Raw genomic sequence first — 19,092 nt, forward strand, 5'->3', positions numbered from 1 at the left:
GCCGGCCGGGCGCCTCCGCATCCGGGGGCAGCCCTCCGCCCTCGGATGGAGTTCTCGTGCTCGACCTTGTCTACGTGATCGGCGTCCTCGCCGTCTTCGCGCTCGTCGGCGTCATCGCCAAGGGGGTCGAGAAGCTCGCGCCCCGCGGCTCCGGCCCTCGCGCGGCGACAGCGGAGGACGAGATCAAGTGATCGTCTTCGACTCCCTCGCCGCGATCCTCGCGATCGCCGCGATCGGGTACCTCGTCGCAGCGCTCGTGAAGCCGGAGCGCTTCTGATGGACACCTTCCTCGCGATCCTGCAGGTCGCCTCCGTCGCCCTGGTCCTCGTCCTCCTGTACCGCCCGCTCGGCGACTACATGGCGCACACCTACACGAGCAAGAAGGACCTCGCCGTCGAGCGCGGCTTCTACCGCCTCATCGGGGTCGAGTCCCACTCCGAGCAGAGCTGGAGCGCCTACCTCCGCGGGGTGCTCGCATTCTCGCTCCTCGGCGTCCTCCTCGTCTACGCGCTGCAGCGGGCGCAGGCCCTCCTCCCCTACTCGCTCGGGTTCCCGGCGATCCCGGAGGGACTCTCGTTCAACACGGCGGTCTCGTTCGTCACGAACACCAACTGGCAGTCGTACTCGCCCGACGTGACGATGGGCTACTCCGTGCAGCTGCTCGGCCTGGCCGTGCAGAACTTCCTCTCGGCCGGAGTCGGCATCGCCGTCGCCATCGCGCTGGTGCGCGGATTCGCGCGCCGGAACAGCGACTCGATCGGCAACTTCTGGGTCGACCTCACGCGCGGGACTCTCCGCCTCCTCCTCCCGCTCTCGGTGATCGCAGCGGTCCTCCTCCTCGCGGGTGGGGTGATCCAGAACGTCGCCGGATCCACCGACGTCACGACGATCACGGGTGGCACGCAGAGCATCCCCGGCGGTCCGGTCGCCTCGCAGGAGGCGATCAAGATGGTCGGCACCAACGGCGGCGGCTTCTTCAACGCGAACTCCTCGCATCCGTTCGAGAACCCCACCGCGTGGACCAGCGCGCTGCAGGTGATCCTGATGCTCGCGATCCCGTTCTCGCTGCCGCGCGCCTTCGGCCGCATGGTCGGCAACGCGAAGCAGGGCTACGCGATCGTCGCGGCGATGGCCACGATCTTCGTCGTCTCGCTCACCGCGCTCACGCTGCTCGAGCTCGCGGGCACCGGCGCCGCACCGCAGGCCGCGGGAGGCGCGATGGAGGGCAAGGAGACGCGGTTCGGCATCGCCGGCTCGGCCCTGTTCGGGGCGACCAGCACGCTGACCTCGACCGGCGCGTCAACTCGATGCACGACTCCTACACGGCGCTCGGCGGCATGCTGCCGATGCTGAACATGATGCTCGGCGAGGTCGCCCCGGGCGGCGTCGGCTCGGGTCTGTACGGGATGCTCGTGCTCGCGGTCCTCGCCGTGTTCATCGGCGGGCTGCTCGTCGGCCGCACCCCGGAGTACCTGGGCAAGAAGCTCGGCCCGTACGAGATCAAGCTCGCGAGCATCTACATCCTGATCACGCCGACCCTCGTGCTGGCCGGCACGGCGCTGAGCTTCGCGATCCCCGCGGTGCGCGCCGACGTCGAGAGCACCTCGATCTGGAACCCGGGGCTGCACGGCCTCTCGGAGGTGCTCTACGCGTTCACCTCGGCGGCGAACAACAACGGCTCGGCGTTCGCGGGACTCACGGCGAACACCCCGTGGTTCAACACCGCGCTCGGCGTCGCGATGCTGCTCGGCCGGTTCCTGCCGATCGTGATGGTGCTGGCGCTCGCCGGCTCGCTCGCGAAGCAGGGCGCCACTCCGTCGACCGCGGGCACGCTGCCCACCCACCGACCCCAGTTCGTCGGCCTGCTGGTGGGCGTCACCGTGATCGTCACCGCACTCACCTACTTCCCCGTGCTCGCGCTCGGACCCCTCGCAGAAGGACTCCAGTGACCCCCATGACCAGCACACTCGAAAGCCCGGCTCCCGTGCGGGCCCCGAGGCGGGGCGCCTCGGCGTTCAGCCCCGAGCAGGTCACCGCGGCGCTCCCCGGAGCGTTCCGCAAGCTCGACCCGCGCCTGATGGTGCGGAATCCGGTGATGTTCCTCGTCGAGGTCGGCGCGGCGCTCACCACGCTGCTCGCGATCGCCGAGCCGTTCCTCGGGGGCGCGCAGGAGTCGGGCGGAGCACCCGTGCCCGGCTCGTTCACCTGGGGCATCGCGGTCTGGCTCTGGCTGACCGTGCTGTTCGCGAACCTGGCCGAATCGGTGGCGGAGGGGCGCGGCAAGGCGCAGGCCGACAGCCTGCGGCAGACCCGCACCAGCACCATGGCCCGCCGTCTGCTCGAGTACCGGGCCGGCGCCGGAGCCGCGATGCACGCGCAGCTCCGCGAGGTCTCCTCCGCCGACCTGCAGCTGGGCGACCACGTGGTCGTCGAGGCCGGCGACCTCGTGCCCGGTGACGGCGACATCGTCTGGGGCATAGCCTCCGTCGACGAGTCGGCGATCACCGGGGAGTCGGCGCCGGTCGTGCGCGAATCGGGCGGCGACCGCAGCGCCGTCACCGGCGGCACCCGCGTGCTGTCCGACCGCATCATCGTGAGGATCACCTCGAAGCCGGGCGAGACGTTCGTCGACCGGATGATCGGGCTGGTCGAGGGCGCCTCGCGGCAGAAGACGCCGAACGAGATCGCGCTGAACATCCTGCTCGCGAGCCTCTCGATCGTGTTCGTCGTGGTCGTGCTGACGCTGAACCCGATCGCGTCGTACGCGGCGGCGCCCGTCAGCGTCCCGGTGCTGGTCGCGCTGCTGGTCTGCCTCATCCCCACGACGATCGGCGCGCTGCTCTCGGCGATCGGCATCGCCGGCATGGACCGGCTCGTGCAGCGCAACGTGCTCGCGATGTCGGGCCGCGCGGTCGAGGCGGCGGGCGACGTGACCACGCTGCTGCTCGACAAGACCGGCACCATCACCTACGGCAACCGGCGTGCCACGGAGTTCGTGACGGTCGACGGCGCCGACGCCACCGAGCTCCTCCGCGCCGCCGCCTCCTCCTCGCTCAGCGACCCCACGCCGGAGGGGAAGTCGATCGTCGACCTCGCCGCGACGAAGGGCGTGCACCAGGACGACCTCGCCGCGGACGTCCTCTCGGCCGTCGTCGTCCCGTTCACCGCGCAGACCCGGATGAGCGGACTCGACTTCGGTGACGGATCGATGATCCGCAAGGGCGCCGGCTCGGCCGTGACCGCCTGGCTCGAGGCCGACGCGCGCCTCGCGAGCACCGTGGTCGCCGAGCTCGACGAGCAGGTGCACCGCATCTCCGAGAGCGGAGGCACGCCGCTGGTCGTCGCCGTGAAGGACGCCCGCGGGGCCGGACGGATCCTGGGCGTCGTGCACCTGAAGGACGTGGTGAAGGAGGGGCTCAAGGAGCGCTTCGCCGACCTGCGCGCGATGGGCATCCGGACCGTGATGATCACCGGCGACAACCCGCTGACGGCGCGCGCGATCGCGGCGGAGGCGGGGGTCGACGACTACCTCGCCGAGGCCACGCCCGAGCAGAAGCTCGCCTACATCCGCAAGGAGCAGGAGGGCGGGAACCTCGTCGCGATGACGGGCGACGGCACGAACGACGCACCGGCCCTGGCGCAGGCCGACGTGGGCGTGGCGATGAACACGGGAACGTCGGCGGCGAAGGAGGCCGGCAACATGGTCGACCTCGACTCCGACCCGACCAAGCTCATCGACATCGTGCGGATCGGCAAGCAACTGCTGATCACCCGCGGGGCGCTCACCACGTTCTCGATCGCGAACGACGTGGCGAAGTACTTCGCGATCATCCCGGCGATGTTCGCGGGCGTGTTCCCAGGGCTCGCGGTGCTGAACGTGATGCAGCTGCACTCGCCGTCCTCCGCGATCCTCTCGGCGATCGTGTTCAACGCGCTCGTGATCATCGTGCTCATTCCGCTGGCGCTGCGCGGTGTGGCCTACCGGGCCCTCAGCGCGTCGAAGGTCCTCAGCCGCAACCTCCTCGTCTACGGACTCGGAGGCGTGATCGCCCCCTTCATCGGGATCAAGCTGATCGACCTCGTCGTCTCGCTCCTCCCCGGCTTCTAGACCTCTCTCGAAAGCAGATCTCTCATGAACTCCACCCGCTCGGGCCTCCGCCAGTACGCCGTCGCGCTCCGCGCCCTGCTCCTGCTCACCGTCGCCCTCGGTGTCGTCTACCCGCTCGCGATCACCGGGATCGGGCAGGCCGCCTTCGCCTCTCAGGCGAACGGCTCGATGCTCACCGTGAACGGGGCACCGGTCGGCTCGTCGCTGATCGGCCAGTCGTTCACCGACGCCGAGGGGGATCCGCTGCCGGAGTGGTTCCAGTCGCGGCCGTCCGCCGCCGGCGACGGGTACGACGCGAGCGCCTCGAGCGGCTCGAACCTCGGGCCGTCGAACCCGGACCTCGTCGGGTCGATCCAGGAGCGCCGGGCCGCGATCGCGGCGTTCAACGGGGTCGACCCGGCCGCGCTGCCCGCCGACGCGCTGACCGCCTCCGCCTCGGGGCTCGACCCGCAGATCAGCCCGGCCTACGCCGAGCTGCAGGTCGCCCGGGTCGCCGAGGCGCGCGGGCTGCCGGAGGAGAGCGTGCGCGCCCTCGTCGACGACGCGGTGCAGGGGCGCGATCTCGGGTTCCTCGGCGACGAGACGGTGAACGTGCTCGAGCTGAACCTCGCACTCGCGCAGCTGTGAGCGCAGGCCTCGGCGCCTCCCCGACTCCGGGCGCACCTCCGGCTCGTAGAATCGCGTTCGGCTCGTCGGAACGCCGCGATCCTGCGCGCCGGAGCCGATCCCGCGAGCCGAAGGTGGGGGCCGGAGCATGACGAAGGGCCGCCTGCGCGTGCTGCTCGGTGCCGCACCGGGCGTGGGCAAGACCTACACGATGCTCGAGGAGGGCCGCCGGCTCGCCGCCGAGGGCCGCGACGTCGTGGTCGCTGTCGTCGAGACGCACGGCCGCGCGGCGACCGCCGCCATGGTCGAGGGGCTCGAGGTGATCCCGCGGCGAGCGGTCGAGCACCGCGGGGTGCTGCTCGACGAGATGGACCTGGAGGCGGTGCTCGCCCGCCGCCCCGAGGTCGCGCTGGTCGACGAGCTCGCCCACACCAACGCGCCCGGCTCGCGCCACGAGAAGCGCTGGGAGGACGTGCGGGCGCTCCTCGACGCCGGGATCACGGTGTTCTCGACCGTCAACATCCAGCACATCGAGTCGCTCAACGACGTCGTGCAGGCGATCACCGGGGCGCCGCAGCGCGAGACGATCCCGGATGCGGTGCTGCGCGCCGCCGACCAGATCGAGGTCGTCGACCTCGCCCCGCAGGCGCTCCGCGACCGCCTCGCGGACGGCCGGGTCTACCCGCCCGAGCGGATCGACGCGGCGCTCTCGAACTACTTCCGCCTCGGCAACCTGACGGCACTGCGCGAGCTCGCCCTGCTCTGGCTCGCCGACGAGGTCGACAACGCACTCCGCGACTACCGCGTCGAGCACGGCATCGACAGCACCTGGGAGGCGCGCGAGCGCGTGGTCGTGACGCTCACCGGAGGGCCGGAGGGCGAGACCCTGCTGCGCCGCGGTGCGCGGATCGCCGCGCGAGCCTCCGGTGGCGACCTGCTCGCCGTGCACGTGGTGACGCCCGACGGGCTGCGGACCCCGCGCCCGCACGTGCTCGAGGCGCAGCGGGCGCTCGTCGAGTCGCTCGGCGGCAGCTACCACCAGGTGGTCGGCGAGGACGTGCCGCGGACGCTCGTCGAGTTCGCGCGCTCGGTCAACGCGACCCAGCTGGTGCTGGGCGTGAGCCGGCGCAGCCGCCTCGCCTCCGCCCTCACCCCGGGCATCGGCGCGACCGTGATCCGCGAGTCGGGCAACATCGACGTGCACATCGTCAGCCACTCGGCGGCGGGGCGCAGCGCGGTGCTGCCGCGGCTCGACGGGGCGCTGACCCTGCGGCGCAAGCTGGCCGGCGCGGCGCTGGCGCTCGTGGGCGGCCCCCTGGTGACCTGGCTGCTGTCGAGCCTCCGCAGCGACGAGTCGATCACGAGCGACGTGCTCTCGTACCAGCTGCTGGTGGTGCTCGTCGCGCTCGTCGGAGGCGTGTGGCCGGCGCTGTTCGCGGCGGTGCTCTCGGGCCTGACCCTCGACTTCTTCTTCGTGGATCCGCTCTACACGATCACGGTCGACGAGCCGCTGCACGCCCTCGCGCTCGTGCTCTACGTGCTCAACGCGGCGCTGGTGAGCGCGGTGGTCGACCGCGCGGCGCGGCGGTCGCGGGCGGCGAAGCGCTCGGCGGCGGAATCGGAGCTGCTCGCGACGATCGCGGGCGGGGTCATCCGCGGGCAGGGGGCGCTGCAGGCGATCCTCGAGATCTCGCGCGAGGCGTTCGGACTGACGGGCGTGCGGCTGCTGCGCGACGGAGCGGTGGTCGCCGTGGACGGCGAGCCGGTGCCGGACGCGGAGCCGGTGCGGATCGCGGTCGGCGCGCACGCGCTGCTCGAGCTGCACGGGCGAGAGCTCGAGGGCAGCGAGCGGCGGCTGCTGCAGGTGGTCGCGGCGCAGCTCGACTCGGTGCTCGAGAACGCGGCGCTCAGCGAGACGGCGAGCTCACTGGCTCCGCTCGCCGAGACCGACCGGGTGCGCAGCGCCCTGCTGTCGGCGGTCAGCCACGACCTCCGCCGGCCGCTCGCCGCGGCCACGGCGGCGGTCAGCGCGCTGCGCTCGCGCGACGTCGAGTGGAGCGAGCGCGACCGCGAGGAGCTGCTCGCGACCGCCGACGAGAGCCTGGTGACGCTCGCGGCGCTCGTCACGGACCTGCTCGATGTCACGCGGCTGGAGGCGGGGGCGCTCGCCGTGGCGCTCGCTCCGCTGGACGCGGCCGACGTGGTGCTGCCCGCGCTCGACGAGCTCGGGCTCGGGCCGGCGGAGGTCGACCTCGACCTCGACCTCGACGGGCCGGCCGTGCTCGCCGACGCGGTGCTGCTGCAGCGCGTGGTGGTGAACCTGCTCGCGAACGCAGTGCGCTACTCGCCCGACGGCACGCGGGTGCGCGTGTCGACCAGTGCGTTCGGCGGCACGGCCCAGATCCGGATCGTGGACCACGGGCCGGGAGTCGCGCCGGCCCGGCGGGAGGAGATCTTCGTGCCGTTCCAGCGGCTCGGCGACGACGACAACACGACGGGGCTCGGGCTGGGGCTCGCCCTGTCGAAGGGGTTCACCGAGGGGATGGGCGGGACGCTCGAGACGGAGGACACTCCGGGGGGCGGGCTGACGATGGTGGTGGGGCTGCCGATCGCGGTGCCCCCGGGTGCAGCTGACACCTCTGATGCCGCTGACACTTCGAATGCCGCTGACACCGCTGATGCTTCGGGAGGAGCCGCATGAAGATCCTGATCGCGGACGACGACCCGCAGATCCTCCGCGCGCTGCGGATCACGCTCACCGCTCGCGGCTACGACGTGGTGACGGCGGGCGACGGCACGGAGGCGATCAACCGCGCGATCGACGAGCACCCCGACCTCTACATGATCGACCTCGGCATGCCGCGGCTCGACGGCGTCGAGGTGATCCACGCGCTGCGCGGCTGGACGAGCGCGCCGATCCTGGTGGTGTCGGGGCGGACGGGGGCGGCCGACAAGGTCGGCGCGCTCGACGCCGGAGCCGACGACTACGTGACCAAGCCGTTCTCGATGGACGAGGTGCTGGCGCGCATCCGGGCGCTGTCGCGGCGGGTGCAGCCGGCCGACGGCGAGCCGCTCGTGGTGATCGGGGAGGTGACCGTCGACCTGGTGGCGAAGAGCGCGACGCGCGCCGGCGCCTCCGTGCGACTCACCCCCACCGAGTGGCAGGTGCTCGAGATCCTGGTGCGCAACGCGGGCAAGCTCGTGACCCGGCGCTCGCTGCTGGACGAGATCTGGGGGCCCGCGCACGTCACCGACACCGGGTACCTGCGGCTGTACCTGGCGCAGTTGCGCAAGAAGCTCGAGCCCGACCCGGCGCACCCGCGGTTCCTGCTGACGGAGGCGGGGATGGGGTACCGGTTCGTGCCGGGGGAGTAGCGGGAGCCTGCCTGCCTGCTGGAGGTGTGGGGTCTCGATACGCCCCTGCGGGGCTACTCGACCAGCAGGGAGCGCCTGTCTGCTGGAGGTGTGGGTCTCGGAGGGGAAGTCACTTCCTGCATATGGCGCCCTCTTCGCTGATCGAGCAGCTCGCGCAGTCGGACCAGCGAGGAGGGCGGCGGGGGCTCGAGCATCAGGCCGAAGTGGGGCCGCCGCCGAGGGCTCGGCCCGTGCGAGAATCGCGCCGTGCGAGGGTGGACGCGAGGCGCGAGGGTGCGCTGGGGTGCGGCCGCAGCCGTGAGCGCGCTGCTGCTGAGCGGATGCGCGCCCGAGGCGGCCGACGTGCCGGCCGGCCCGGTCGCGGCGGTGCTGCCGACTCCGACACCGACTCCGACACCGACGTTCACGCCGACCGCCAGGCCCACGCCGACCGTGACTCCGGCACCGGCCGCCGTGCCGGCCGTCGCCACCGCCGTCTGGCCCGACAACGCGGAGGTGTCGCACCTCTTCTTCCACTCGCTGGTCGTGGATCCGGAGCAGGCGTTCGCGTCGGAGGAGGACGGCGCGGGGTACCTCGACTACATGGTGACGAAGGACGAGTTCACGGCGGTCCTCGAGCAGGTCTACGCGAACGGCTACGTGCTCGTGAGCCCGCACGACCTCTACGCGCGGGCCGAGGACGGCACCGTGACTCCGACGCCCCTCGAGCTGCCGGTCGGCGCGAAGCCGCTCGTGCTCTCGCAGGACGACGTCGACTACTACGAGTACATGGCGGGCGACGGATTCGCGGACGCCCTGGTGCTCGAGGACGGGGTGGTGCGCACGAGCTACACCGACGCCTCCGGACGCACCCGCATCGGCGCGGACGACCTGGTGCCGATCGTCGACGACTTCGTGGCGGCGCACCCGGACTTCTCGCACGACGGCGCGAAGGGCGTGATCGCGCTGACCGGGTACAACGGCGTGCTCGGGTACCGCACGTCCGAGATCGCCTACGGCGCGACGAATCCGCGGATCGCGCAGGACACCGCCGACGCGACCGCCGTGGCCGAGGCGATGGCGGCCGACGGCTGGGAGTTCGCGTCGCACAGCTGGGGCCACATCGACATGCGGGAGTCGTCGATGGAGCGGATCACGGCCGATGTCGGGAAGTGGCGCGACGAGGTGCAGCCGATCGTGGGAGCGACCGACCTGTTCGTCTACCCGTTCGGCGCCGACATCGCGGGGGTCGGCGCGTACTCGGGACCGACGTACGACCTGCTCGCGGCCGAGGGGTTCACCGCGGTCTTCAACGTCGACGCGTCGCGCCCCGCGTGGGGCCAGTGGGGTGCTGGCTATCTGCGGGAGGCGCGGATCAACGTGGACGGCATCAGCCTGCGCGCGGCGATCGAGGGGCGCAACGACACGCTGCGGGCGTTCTTCGATCCGGAGTCGGTGCTCGACCCGGCGCGGCCGGCGTCGATCTCGGGGGAGTGACGCCGGACTGAGCACCCCGCCGGCTGAGGGTGGGGGATCTCGATACGCCCGCTGCGCGGGCTACTCGATCAGCAGGGGGGCGCACGACATCAGCTGAGAGGAGGGTGCGTCCCTCCACGGCGGAGGGACCCCGCTCTCAGCTGATGTCGTGCTGAGTCCGCCCCAGCCGACCGGAGGAGAATGGGAGGACCGCCGAACAAGGAGTGCACCGTGGATCAGCCGCGCATGAACGTCGAGTCGTTCAACCTCGATCACCGCACCGTCGCCGCGCCGTACGTGCGCCTCGCCGACGCGAAGACCCTCCCGGCGGGTGACCACCTCGTCAAGTACGACGTGCGCTTCACCCAGCCCAACGCCTCCCACCTCGAGATGCCGACCGTGCACTCGCTCGAGCACCTCTTCGCCGAGAAGTCGCGCAACCACTCCGACAAGGTCATCGACTTCTCGCCGATGGGCTGCCAGACCGGCTTCTACCTGATCCTGCAGGGCGAGCCCGAGCTCGCCGAGGTGCTCTCGCTGGTCGAGGACACCCTCCGCGACATCACCGAGGCGACCGAGGTGCCCGCGGCCAACGACACGCAGTGCGGCTGGGGCGCGAACCACTCGCTCGAGGGCGCGCAGGACGCGGCGCGCACGTTCCTCTCGCGCCGCGACGAGTGGGAGACGGTGACCGCGTGACCGACGCGATCGTCCTGGTCGCGATGGACGAGGAGGCGGAGCCGTTCCTCGCGACGGCGAGTGCCGCCTCCGAGCCGCGCAGCGTCGGCAACGCCCAGCAGTGGGATCTCGAGCTCGGCGGCCACGACGTGCTGCTGGTGCGCACGGGCGTCGGCCTCGTGAACGCGGCGGGCGGCCTGACCGCCGCGATCCTCCGCACGCTCGGCGACGTGCCGCTGGTGATCAGCGCCGGCTCCGCCGGGGGCCTGGGCACCGAGGTGCGGGTCGGCGACGTCGTCATCGGCGACGAGTACGTGCAGACGGATGCCGACGCACGCGCCTTCGGCTACGCGATGGGGCAGGTGCCGGGGATGCCCGAGCGCTACTCCGGGCACGCCGCGGCGCTCGCCGCCGCGCCGGCGGTCGAGGGGATCGTGGTGCGCCGCGGGCTGATCGTGTCGAGCGACACGTTCGTCTCGGGAGACCACGTCGAGCGGGTGCGCGGCCACTTCTCGGGAGCGCTCGCGACCGACATGGAGTCGGTGTCGCTCGCGCAGACGGCGCACGTGCACTCCCTGCCGTTCGTCTCGGTGCGCGGAATCTCGGATCTGTGCGCTCCGGGCGAGTTCGAGGCGCACGTCGACGACGCGGCCGACCGCTCGGCCGCCGTGGTGGTGGCACTGCTGGACGCCCTGGCGTAGTCCGGGCCGTCCTCGCCCGCCGGGGGGCCGGTCCTGCGCGGGACGCCGCTGAGTGCGCGGTGTCCCGGCGAGAACCGGTTCCCCCGGCGGAGGGGGCTACTCGTTGCCGATGCGCCCGTCCGCTGCGCGCTCGGCGTCGTCGAACTTTCCGCCGGTCGCCTTCCCGGCGGCGTCTCCGGCCGCGTCGAGACCCTTGTCGGTCACGTCCTCGCCCTTGTCGCTGTTCGCCAGGTTCTTCGCCTTGTCGGCCAGGCCTCCGAGATCCACCATGCGAGTCGTTCCTTCCGTCGATGCACGCCCGCGGTCAGCGGGCTCGATGCCCACTCTGCGCCGTCCGGCCACCGCTGTCTCGGGGGTTGCGCGGTGTCGCCCTCGCGAGAAGGGCTAGGCGGCTCCGAGGCCGGTGACGGTGCCGGCGACGGCCACGGTCTCGGCGCCGTCGGGCCAGCGGAGGCGCACACCCGGCGAGGGGACCACGCGGCCGACCGCGGCGGTCGTCGTGACGGGGGTGTGCATCCGTCCTGCTCCGGGACGGTCGGCGGTGATCATCGCGAAGCCCGGGAAGCAGGCGAGCCAGTCGCTCAGGCCCGCCGACGACGGAGCCGGGATCGCGGCGAGATCGAGCACCGCGCCTCCGCCCGACGCCTCGGCGAGCATGCCGACCGTTCCGACGAGCCCGGCCATGCTGACGTCCTTCGCCGCCCGGGGCCGCGCGAGACCCACGGAGGCGGCCATCGCCCGCAGCTCCTCGCCGCGGCGCCCCGAGGTCGAGTCCCACTGCGCGCCCGCGAAGCCGGGCCGCCAGCCGCCGGAGAGATCGGCCGTCACCGAGAGCTCGTCGCCCACCGACGCCGCCCCCGGCACCGGCGACGTCGTGCGCCCGAGCCCCGTCACGCTCAGCGCGGCCGGCACCCCCAGCTGCGTGTGGCCGCCCAGCACCGGCAGGCCCCAGGCCTCGGCCGCGTCGCGGAGACCGCTGACGATCCGCGCGGCGAACGCGGCGTCGCGCGCGCCGATCGCGTCGAGCAGGCCGACGCCGGTCGCCCCCATCGCGGTCAGGTCGTTCACGTTCACCAGCACGGAGCACCAGCCCGCCCACTCCGGATGCCGCTCGACCATGGAGGGGATGATCGCGTCGCAGACGGCCACCATGTCGGTGCCGGGCACCGGAGCGCCGTCGTCGCCGACGAAGCCCGCGCCGCCGAGTCCTCCCGCGGCGGCGAAGGGGGCGAGGAGGGAGCCGAGCGCCGACTTCGCCGCCCGCGCCGCGCGATCGAGGCGGTCCAGCGGCCAGCGCATCCGCACGTGCGGGGCGCCCGCGACCGTCAGCGCGCCGAGCCGCTCCCAGCCGAGGCGGCGGAAGAGCACCTCGTTGCGCTCCTGCACCGAGGCCTCGAAGCGCAGCACGCCCCGCGCCTCCGCCTCGGCGCAGGCCGCGCGCACGAGAGCCGCGCCGATCCCGACGCCGCCGCGCGCCTCCCGCGACACGACGAGCCTGCTGCCCGTCCACCAGCCGAGATCGCGGCCGCGGTCGGCCGGCGCCAGCCGCACGCCCCCGAGCACCGCGCCCTCGCCGGTGACCGCCACGAGCACGACGCAGCGCGGGTCGTCGTCGACGTCGTCGGCGTCGCTCCCCGCGAAGAGGCCCTGCTCGGCGACGAAGACCTCGCGGCGGAGCGCACGGTAGGCGGCGAGCTCGCGCCCCTCCGCCCGCATCACCGTGAACGCCGGCGCTCGGCGCACTCCCTCGAGGATCGAGAGCTGCATCAGGCGCCGGCCGTCTTGAGCACTCCGCACGCCCCGCACGCGGCGCAGCCCGCGGACTGGCCGGTGCTCAGCATGCCCGCGGCGATCAGCAGCGAGGCGACCTGCCCGCTCACCTTCTCGAGCAGCGAGCCGGCGGGAGGCAGCACGTGGTCGACCTCGGTCGCGAGGGTCCCGCGCAGCGGCCGGAACGGGACCACGAACGGGTACACGCCCATCTCGATCAGCTCCTGCGCACTCGCGACCAGCTCGTCCGGGTCCTCTCCGAGGCCCACGAGGAGGTAGGTCGACACCTGGTTGCGGCCGAAGATCCGCACCGCCTCGCGCCACGCCCAGCGGTACTCGTCGAGGGTGACGCGCGCCTTGCCGGGGGTCCAGCGCCGGCGCACCTCGTCGTCCATCGACTCGACGTGGATGCCGATCGACACCGCTCCCGCGTCCTTCAGGGCCTGCAGCGCCGACACGTCGCTCGGAGGCTCGCACTGCACCTGGATCGGCAGGCCCGGCACGGCCTCGAGCACCGCCCGGACGCAGCGGGCGAGGTGCGTGGCGCCGCGGTCGCGCCCCTTGGAGGTACCGGTGGTCATCACCATCTGCCGGATCCCGTCGAGCCGTGCCGCCGCCTCCGCGACCTCCGCCAGCTGGGCCGGAGTCTTGACCGCGATGGTCGACCCGGCCTCGAGCGACGCCTCGATGGCGCAGAACCGGCAGCGCTCGGCCTCGTCGTAGCGCATGCAGGTCTGCACGACCGTGGTGGCGAGGATGTCGCGGCCGTGCAGGCGGGCGATCTTCTCGTACGAGACGCCGTCGGCGGTCTCGAGATCGTAGAAGCGGGGGCGGCGCACCGGAGTGACGTCGAGGCCGATGTCGGCGCCCTCGAGCAGCAGGCGGTCGCCGCTCACCACGTAGGGGCTCTGCGGATTGATCGGGATGGCGGCACCGAGGCCGCCGAGCATCACGTGCCCGTCGTCGCTCGGGCCGGCGCCCGCCTCCCGGTGGACGGGGGCCTCGACGCGGATGCCCTTCAGGGCGATGTCGACGCGGGTGCGGAGAGTGGGCATTCCGAGATCGGTCACGGATGACTCCTTCGTGGCTCGCCGAGGGCGGGCCTGCCGGGCCGCGCAGCACGCGGCCGGGATGTCGATGCGTTCGTCTCGATCCCCAGTCAACGTCGGCTGTGTTTCGAGTCGATGACGAGCGGAACGCGGTCTGGTTACGGAACCGCCGTCACACAGGCTTCTTCCGCTCGAAACCAATCCGAAACACACCATCGGTTTGACTGGAGTCGTTCCACTCGGCACCACCGCTCCATCCGGCGGACGTCATCCCGCGTCGTCTCACACGCTCCCGCCGGAAGCTCCCGCACACCGCTCGCCGAGCTCTCTCGGCGTACCCGCACCCCAGGAGGAACCGAATGTCCGTCTCGCAGGAGATCGAAGACCAGGTCAGCGCCAACATCGAGAAGTCGCGCGGCGAGATCGCGCACCCGTCGCTCCCCAAGGGCAGCAACCTCTACGGCTCCACGAAGGTCTTCCCCGACTACCAGGCCGAGGAGGGGGAGTCGTACCTGACCCTCGTGCACGGCATCGCCCACGAGTCCTCGGTGAGCTTCGTCGCGGTGCTGCAGGCCACACGTGCCGCCCGCAAGGGCTACGAGTCGGCCCTCTACTTCTACGGCCCCGGCACCATCAACGCGATGGCCACCCGCGGCTTCCCGACGGTCGGCGACTCCGGCTTCCCGGGCGAGCAGAACCTCAACAACGCCATCGAGACCTTCATCAACGAGGGCAACCGCGTCTTCGTCTGCCGCTTCGGCATGGCGCTGCACGGCCTGCGCGAGGAGGACCTGATCGAGGGCTGCATCCCCTGCCACCCGCTCGACGTGCAGGACGCGCTCATTCACTACGCCCGGAAGGGCGCCATCATCAACTCGACCTACAACCTGTAGCCCGATGACACTCGTCGGCTCGGTCGCGGCGAACTTCACCCGCGATCTCGATCAGAACTACGCGCTCATCGCCCAGCTCGCCGAGGAGGCGCGGGAGCGGGGAGTCGAGTTCCTCGCCCTTCCCGAGGCCGCGATCGGCGGCTACCTCTCGTCGCTCGGCAACCACGGCGACACGGTGAAGACCACGTCGCGCTCGCTCCCGCCGGCGATCCGCGTCGACGGACCGGAGCTGGCGCGGGTGCAGGAGATCGTGGGCGACCTGATGGTCGCGATCGGCTTCTGCGAGCTCGACGACGACGGGGAGACCCGCTACAACGCGGCGGCGCTCCTGGACGGCGGGCAGGTCTACGGCAGCTACCGCAAGGTGCACCAGCCGCTGGGCGAGCACATGTCGTACTCTCCGGGGCCCGGCTACAGCACCTTCGACACCCCCGTCGGCCGCGTCGGACTGCAGATCTGCTACGACAAGGCGTTCCCGGAGGCGGCGCGCTCGATGGCGCTCGACGGTGCCGAGATCATCGCCTCCCTCTCGGCCTGGCCCGCGGCGCGGACGGCGACCGCCGAGAACCTGCAGGACGACCGCTGGACCTACCGCTTCAACCAGTTCGACATCGCTCGGGCCCTCGACAACCAGGTGTTCTGGCTCGCGTCGAACCAGTCGGGCACCTTCGGCTCGCTGCGCTACGTGGGCAACGCGAAGGTCGTCGATCCCGGCGGCAACATCCTCGCCACGACCCTGCTCGGCGCGGGGATGGCGGTCGCCGACATCGATGTGCGCGGCACGTTCGAGGCCATGCGGGGCGGGATGTTCCACCTCCGCGACCGCCGGCCCGACGCGTACGGCGCACTCGATCGCGTCTGGAGCGGAGGGCTGATCGATGCCTGAGATGACCTTCCACGTCCGCTGGCCCGACGGCACGGAGGAGCGCTGCTACTCGCCGAGCCTCGTGATGCACGACTACCTCGCGGCGGGCGGCCAGTACCCGGTCGAGGAGTTCGTGGCCCGCTCGAGCGAGGCGCTCGACATCGCCTCCGACCGGGTGCGGGAGAAGTTCGGCTTCGCCTGCACCTCGGCGATGCAGCAGCGCAGCGAGATCGTCGAGACCGCGCGCCGCTTCGACGGCGGCACCGTGCGGGTGCTGGCGATGGACCCGGTGCGGCCGTGATCGCGCCGGGGACGCACGTCGAGGTCGCGGTCGTCGGAGGCGGCCAGGCCGGCCTCTCACTCAGCCGCCACCTGTCGGACGACGGGATCGACCACGTCGTCCTCGAGCGGGACACCATCGGCCACGACTGGATCGACCGCCGCTGGGACGCGTTCACCCTCGTCACTCCGAACTGGCAGTGCCGGCTGCCGGGCTACCCGTACGACGGGCCCGATCCCGACGGCTTCATGACGCGCGACGAGGTGCACGCGTGGGTGCGGCGCTACGCCTCGTCGTTCGACGCCCCCGTCGTCGAGCACACCGAGGTGTCGCGGCTGCGCGAGCGCGCGGGCGGAGGCTTCGAGCTGGTCACCAGCGCGGGCAGCATCACCGCCGATCAGGTCGTCATCGCCACGGGCGGCTACCACCGGCCCGTCCTGCCGGCCATCACCTCGCGCCTCCCGCTCGACACCGTGCAGCTGCACTCGGCCGACTACCGCTCGGCCGACGCCCTCCCGCCGGGAGGCGTCCTCGTCGTCGGCTCCGGGCAGTCGGGCGCGCAGATCGCCGAGGATCTCTTCCTCGCCGGCCGCGACGTGCACCTCGCCCTCGGCAGCGCCCCGCGCGTGGCCCGCTTCTACCGGGGTCGCGACTGCGTGGCCTGGCTGCAGGACATGGGCGTCTACGACATCCCCGTGCACGCGCAGGTCGGCGGCCTGACCAAGCGCGAGTCGACGAACCACTACGTCACGGGGCGCGGGGGCGGTCGCGACATCGACCTGCGCGCGTTCGCGCGCGACGGGATGCACCTCTACGGCCGGCTCGCGTCGGTCGAGGGGTCGCTCCTGCGCTTCGCCCCCACCGCGGAGGCGTCGCTCGACTACGCCGACTCGGTCGCGGAGTCGATCAAGGACGACATCGACCGCTTCATCGCGGCCCGCGGGATCGACGCCCCGGTGGAGGCGCGCTACGAGCCGGTCTGGCGCCCTCCCGTCGAGGTGGAGTCCGTGGACCTCGCCGCCGCGGGCATCACGAGCGTGATCTGGGCGGTCGGCTTCCGCTCCGACTACCGCTGGGTCGAGGTCGGCGTCTTCGACGGCGCCGGGCACCCGACCCACCAGCGCGGCGTCACGAGCACTCCGGGGCTCTCGTTCCTCGGGCTGCCGTGGCTGCACACCTGGGGCTCCGGGCGCTTCGAGGCGATCGCGCGCGATGCCGAGCACCTCGCCTCCGAGATCCGCCGCGTCCGCGTCGGGCGGCGGCTCGAGTCGGACCTCGCCGGGTAGCCTCGGCCCATGACGGAGACGGTGATGGGGGCGGTCGCGGCGCACTTCGGTCGCGACCTCGACCGCACCCTCGCCAAGCTCCCCGGGATGATCGCGCAGGCGAGGGAGCGCTCCGTCGATCTGCTCGTGCTGCCCGACGCGACCCTCGGCGGGTACCTGCTCGACATGCACCACCCGGGTCCGCTGGATCTTCCGCCGAGCGTCGAGCTCGACGGCCCCGAGGTCGCTCTCGTGGCCGGGCTCGCCGCCGACATGACGGTCTGCTTCGGCATCTCGGAGCGCGCGCTCGAGGACGGGCGCGACCTCCGCTACAACACGGCCGTCTGCGTCCAGGGCGGCCGGGTGATCGGCACCCACCGCAAAGTGCACCTGCCCCTCGGCGAATCGGAGGCGTACCTGCCCGGCTCGTCGTTCACCGCGTTCGACTCGCCCGTCGGACGCCTGGGCATGCTGATCGACTTCGACAAGACCTTCCCCGAGTCGGCCCGCTCGCTCGCCCTCGACGGGGCCGAGGTGCTCGCCTGCCTGAGCGCCTGGCCCGCGAGCGTCACCGACCGCTCCGACCGGATCCGCAACGACCGGCAGGCGCACCTGTTCGACCTCTACGACTGCGCGCGGGCGGCCGAGAACCAGGTGTACCTCGTGTCGTCCAACCAGACGGGCGTGCTCGGCGGGCTGCGCTTCCTCGGGCAGGCGAAGGTCGTCGACCCGGCGGGCGAGATCATCGCGAAGACCTGGGCGAAGGGCGGGCTGGCGCTGGCCACGGCCGACGTGTCCGCCTCCGTCTCCCGTGCCCGGTGCACGATGAACCACCTCCGCGACCGCGCGGAGCACGCGTACCGGGTCTGATGCGCGTCGCCCTGCTGACCTACTCGACCCGCCCGCGCGGCGGGGTGGTGCACACCCTCGCGCTGGCGGAGGCGCTCGCGCGCGCGGGCCACGAGGTGACGGTGTGGACGCTGGCGCGCGGCGGCGACGCCTCCTTCTTCCGCGCGGTCGACCCGGCGGTGGAGGTGCGGGTGGTGCCGTTCGCGTCGGTCGACGGGGAGCCGGTGGGGGCGCGGATCGTGCGCTCGATCGACGCGATGGCCGCGGAGTTGCGGGGCGAGAAGGGGCTCGTGCACGCGCAGGACTGCATCTCGGCGAACGCGGCGCTCGCCGCGGGCCTCGCGCCGGTGCGGACGGTGCACCACCTCGACGACTTCACGACCCCGGAGCTGCGGGCCTGCCACGACCGCGCGGTGCGCCTGCCGCGCGCGCTGCTGTGCGTGTCGGCGGCGGTGGCCGGCGAGGTCCGGGCGGGCTGGGGCCGGGTGGCGACCGTGATCCCGAACGGCGTGGACGCGGCGCGGTTCGCGGCCGCCGCCTCCGACCCGCTGACCGCGGCGTGGCGCGACGAGCTCGGGCCGTACGTGCTGGCGCTCGGCGGGATCGAGCCGCGCAAGGGCAGCATCGAGCTGCTGGAGGCGTGGGCGCTGCTGCGGGCGCGCGGTCGCGACGTCTCGCTGGTGTTCGGCGGCGGCGAGACGCTCTTCGACTACCGCGACTACCGGGCGGAGTTCGACCGGCGGGCCCGTGAGCGGGAGGTCGCGCCGACGATCCTCGGGACGATCGCGGAGGAGCGCCTGGCCCCGCTGGTCGCCGGCGCCTCGGCCCTCGGCTTCGTGTCGGTCAAGGAGGGCTTCGGGCTCGCGGCGATGGAGGCGCTCGCCGCGGGGGTGCCGGTGGTGGCGCGGGAGCTGCCGGTGATCCGGGAGGTGTTCGGCGACGCGGTGCGGTACGGGAGCGATCCGGAGTCGTTCGCGGATGCGCTCGAGGAGGCGCTCGACGGCGGGGGCGGCTCCGCCGCGGGGCGGGAGCTGGCGTTCTCGCACTCGTGGGACGACGTCGCGGCGGCGCACGTGCGGCTCTACGAGGAGCTCCGCGCCGTCGAGAACTCAGGAGGGATCTCCCGGGGCGAGCCGGGACGCGCATGAAACGGCCGTTCTCCGAGAGGTCCTCCTTCGTTGTCGACGCGCGGGCTCCC

At 72.5% G+C, this 19,092-nt stretch carries 18 protein-coding genes and 1 pseudogene; 16 read left to right on the forward strand and 3 right to left on the reverse strand.

Annotated elements, in window-relative coordinates; translation table 11 throughout:
* The first annotated feature begins 56 nt into the window (after window positions 1-56).
* From GSU68_RS20000 to mtnN, 10 genes and pseudogenes are all read left to right on the forward strand, one after another.
* Entirely contained in the window at window positions 57-191 is a 135-nt protein-coding gene (locus GSU68_RS20000) for a hypothetical protein (protein WP_279631046.1), read from the forward strand.
* The gene (locus GSU68_RS00190) at window positions 188-277 is read left to right on the forward strand and encodes a potassium-transporting ATPase subunit F (RefSeq protein ID WP_159905131.1); all 90 of its coding nucleotides are present in this window, start codon (window positions 188-190) and stop codon (window positions 275-277) included. The genes GSU68_RS20000 and GSU68_RS00190 overlap by 4 nt, the downstream gene beginning before the upstream one ends.
* Window positions 277-1,949: pseudogene (gene kdpA, locus GSU68_RS00195) on the forward strand (potassium-transporting ATPase subunit KdpA). Before GSU68_RS00190 ends, kdpA begins: the two are co-directional and overlap by 1 nt.
* Before the next feature lie 5 nt (window positions 1,950-1,954).
* Window positions 1,955-4,108: a potassium-transporting ATPase subunit KdpB gene (kdpB, locus tag GSU68_RS00200; RefSeq protein WP_159905132.1), complete on the forward strand. Its 2,154-nt coding sequence runs from the start codon at window positions 1,955-1,957 to the stop codon at window positions 4,106-4,108.
* A 24-nt stretch (window positions 4,109-4,132) separates the two neighbouring features.
* A complete protein-coding gene (kdpC, locus tag GSU68_RS00205; protein WP_159905133.1) occupies window positions 4,133-4,735 on the forward strand; it encodes a potassium-transporting ATPase subunit KdpC in 603 nt (200 codons plus the stop codon).
* A gap of 127 nt (window positions 4,736-4,862) precedes the next feature.
* Window positions 4,863-7,415: a DUF4118 domain-containing protein gene (locus tag GSU68_RS00210; RefSeq protein ID WP_159905134.1), complete on the forward strand. Its 2,553-nt coding sequence runs from the start codon at window positions 4,863-4,865 to the stop codon at window positions 7,413-7,415.
* Window positions 7,412-8,089: a response regulator gene (locus tag GSU68_RS00215; RefSeq protein WP_056039932.1), complete on the forward strand. Its 678-nt coding sequence runs from the start codon at window positions 7,412-7,414 to the stop codon at window positions 8,087-8,089. Before GSU68_RS00210 ends, GSU68_RS00215 begins: the two co-directional genes overlap by 4 nt.
* A 297-nt stretch (window positions 8,090-8,386) precedes the next feature.
* Window positions 8,387-9,565 carry a polysaccharide deacetylase family protein gene (locus GSU68_RS00220; protein ID WP_159905135.1) on the forward strand — a complete coding sequence of 393 codons (1,179 nt, stop codon included), beginning with the start codon at window positions 8,387-8,389 and terminating at the stop codon, window positions 9,563-9,565.
* Window positions 9,566-9,745: 180 nt separating this feature from the next.
* Window positions 9,746-10,243, forward strand: coding sequence for an S-ribosylhomocysteine lyase (locus GSU68_RS00225; RefSeq protein ID WP_244259342.1), 498 nt, complete (start codon window positions 9,746-9,748; stop codon window positions 10,241-10,243).
* Window positions 10,240-10,923, forward strand: coding sequence for a 5'-methylthioadenosine/S-adenosylhomocysteine nucleosidase (gene mtnN, locus GSU68_RS00230; RefSeq protein ID WP_244259343.1), 684 nt, complete (start codon window positions 10,240-10,242; stop codon window positions 10,921-10,923). The genes GSU68_RS00225 and mtnN overlap by 4 nt, the downstream gene beginning before the upstream one ends.
* A gap of 96 nt (window positions 10,924-11,019) precedes the next feature.
* On the opposite strand, the gene GSU68_RS00235 is transcribed toward mtnN, so the two are convergent.
* From GSU68_RS00235 to GSU68_RS00245, 3 genes are all read right to left on the reverse strand, one after another.
* Window positions 11,020-11,193, reverse strand: coding sequence for an Rv0909 family putative TA system antitoxin (locus tag GSU68_RS00235; protein ID WP_159905136.1), 174 nt, complete (start codon window positions 11,191-11,193; stop codon window positions 11,020-11,022).
* 114 nt (window positions 11,194-11,307) lie between these two features.
* Window positions 11,308-12,690 (reverse strand): MSMEG_0567/sll0787 family protein, encoded by a 1,383-nt coding sequence (locus tag GSU68_RS00240; RefSeq protein ID WP_159905137.1) that lies wholly within the window; start codon window positions 12,688-12,690, stop codon window positions 11,308-11,310.
* Entirely contained in the window at window positions 12,690-13,763 is a 1,074-nt protein-coding gene (locus GSU68_RS00245; protein ID WP_244259344.1) for an MSMEG_0568 family radical SAM protein, read from the reverse strand. Before GSU68_RS00245 ends, GSU68_RS00240 begins: the two co-directional genes overlap by 1 nt.
* A gap of 338 nt (window positions 13,764-14,101) precedes the next feature.
* Here GSU68_RS00245 and GSU68_RS00250 point away from each other — a divergent pair, with 338 nt between their 5' ends.
* From GSU68_RS00250 to GSU68_RS00275, 6 genes are read left to right on the forward strand one after another with little or no spacing between them, the layout of a single operon-like run.
* Window positions 14,102-14,635 carry an MSMEG_0572/Sll0783 family nitrogen starvation response protein gene (locus GSU68_RS00250; protein WP_056039940.1) on the forward strand — a complete coding sequence of 178 codons (534 nt, stop codon included), beginning with the start codon at window positions 14,102-14,104 and terminating at the stop codon, window positions 14,633-14,635.
* Window positions 14,636-14,639: 4 nt separating this feature from the next.
* Window positions 14,640-15,521 (forward strand): carbon-nitrogen hydrolase family protein, encoded by an 882-nt coding sequence (locus GSU68_RS00255; RefSeq protein WP_159905138.1) that lies wholly within the window; start codon window positions 14,640-14,642, stop codon window positions 15,519-15,521.
* The gene (locus GSU68_RS00260) at window positions 15,514-15,801 is read left to right on the forward strand and encodes an MSMEG_0570 family nitrogen starvation response protein (protein ID WP_159905139.1); all 288 of its coding nucleotides are present in this window, start codon (window positions 15,514-15,516) and stop codon (window positions 15,799-15,801) included. The genes GSU68_RS00255 and GSU68_RS00260 overlap by 8 nt, the downstream gene beginning before the upstream one ends.
* A complete protein-coding gene (locus tag GSU68_RS00265) occupies window positions 15,798-17,066 on the forward strand; it encodes an MSMEG_0569 family flavin-dependent oxidoreductase (protein ID WP_208544621.1) in 1,269 nt (422 codons plus the stop codon). Before GSU68_RS00260 ends, GSU68_RS00265 begins: the two co-directional genes overlap by 4 nt.
* Before the next feature lie 9 nt (window positions 17,067-17,075).
* Entirely contained in the window at window positions 17,076-17,915 is an 840-nt protein-coding gene (locus tag GSU68_RS00270; RefSeq protein WP_159905140.1) for a carbon-nitrogen hydrolase family protein, read from the forward strand.
* Window positions 17,915-19,042, forward strand: a complete 1,128-nt coding sequence (locus GSU68_RS00275; protein ID WP_159905141.1) for an MSMEG_0565 family glycosyltransferase — start codon at window positions 17,915-17,917, stop codon at window positions 19,040-19,042. The genes GSU68_RS00270 and GSU68_RS00275 overlap by 1 nt, the downstream gene beginning before the upstream one ends.
* Window positions 19,043-19,092 lie beyond the last annotated feature (50 nt).

Origin of the sequence: Rathayibacter sp. VKM Ac-2759, assembly GCF_009834225.1 — a bacterium.
In the GTDB taxonomy this organism is placed as follows: domain Bacteria; phylum Actinomycetota; class Actinomycetes; order Actinomycetales; family Microbacteriaceae; genus Rathayibacter.

What these genes read in the sequence shown, in the direction of transcription:
- GSU68_RS00250 (WP_056039940.1), top strand. Translation starts at nt 14,102, where the DNA reads ATGTCCGTCTCGCAGGAGATCGAAGACCAGGTCAGCGCCAACATCGAG.
- GSU68_RS00235 (WP_159905136.1), bottom strand. Translation starts at nt 11,193, where the DNA reads ATGGTGGATCTCGGAGGCCTGGCCGACAAGGCGAAGAACCTGGCGAAC.
- kdpB (WP_159905132.1), top strand. Translation starts at nt 1,955, where the DNA reads ATGACCAGCACACTCGAAAGCCCGGCTCCCGTGCGGGCCCCGAGGCGG.
- GSU68_RS00240 (WP_159905137.1), bottom strand. Translation starts at nt 12,690, where the DNA reads ATGCAGCTCTCGATCCTCGAGGGAGTGCGCCGAGCGCCGGCGTTCACG.
- GSU68_RS00210 (WP_159905134.1), top strand. Translation starts at nt 4,863, where the DNA reads ATGACGAAGGGCCGCCTGCGCGTGCTGCTCGGTGCCGCACCGGGCGTG.
- GSU68_RS00260 (WP_159905139.1), top strand. Translation starts at nt 15,514, where the DNA reads ATGCCTGAGATGACCTTCCACGTCCGCTGGCCCGACGGCACGGAGGAG.
- GSU68_RS00255 (WP_159905138.1), top strand. Translation starts at nt 14,640, where the DNA reads ATGACACTCGTCGGCTCGGTCGCGGCGAACTTCACCCGCGATCTCGAT.
- GSU68_RS00270 (WP_159905140.1), top strand. Translation starts at nt 17,076, where the DNA reads ATGACGGAGACGGTGATGGGGGCGGTCGCGGCGCACTTCGGTCGCGAC.
- kdpC (WP_159905133.1), top strand. Translation starts at nt 4,133, where the DNA reads ATGAACTCCACCCGCTCGGGCCTCCGCCAGTACGCCGTCGCGCTCCGC.
- GSU68_RS00225 (WP_244259342.1), top strand. Translation starts at nt 9,746, where the DNA reads ATGGGAGGACCGCCGAACAAGGAGTGCACCGTGGATCAGCCGCGCATG.
- GSU68_RS00275 (WP_159905141.1), top strand. Translation starts at nt 17,915, where the DNA reads ATGCGCGTCGCCCTGCTGACCTACTCGACCCGCCCGCGCGGCGGGGTG.
- GSU68_RS00215 (WP_056039932.1), top strand. Translation starts at nt 7,412, where the DNA reads ATGAAGATCCTGATCGCGGACGACGACCCGCAGATCCTCCGCGCGCTG.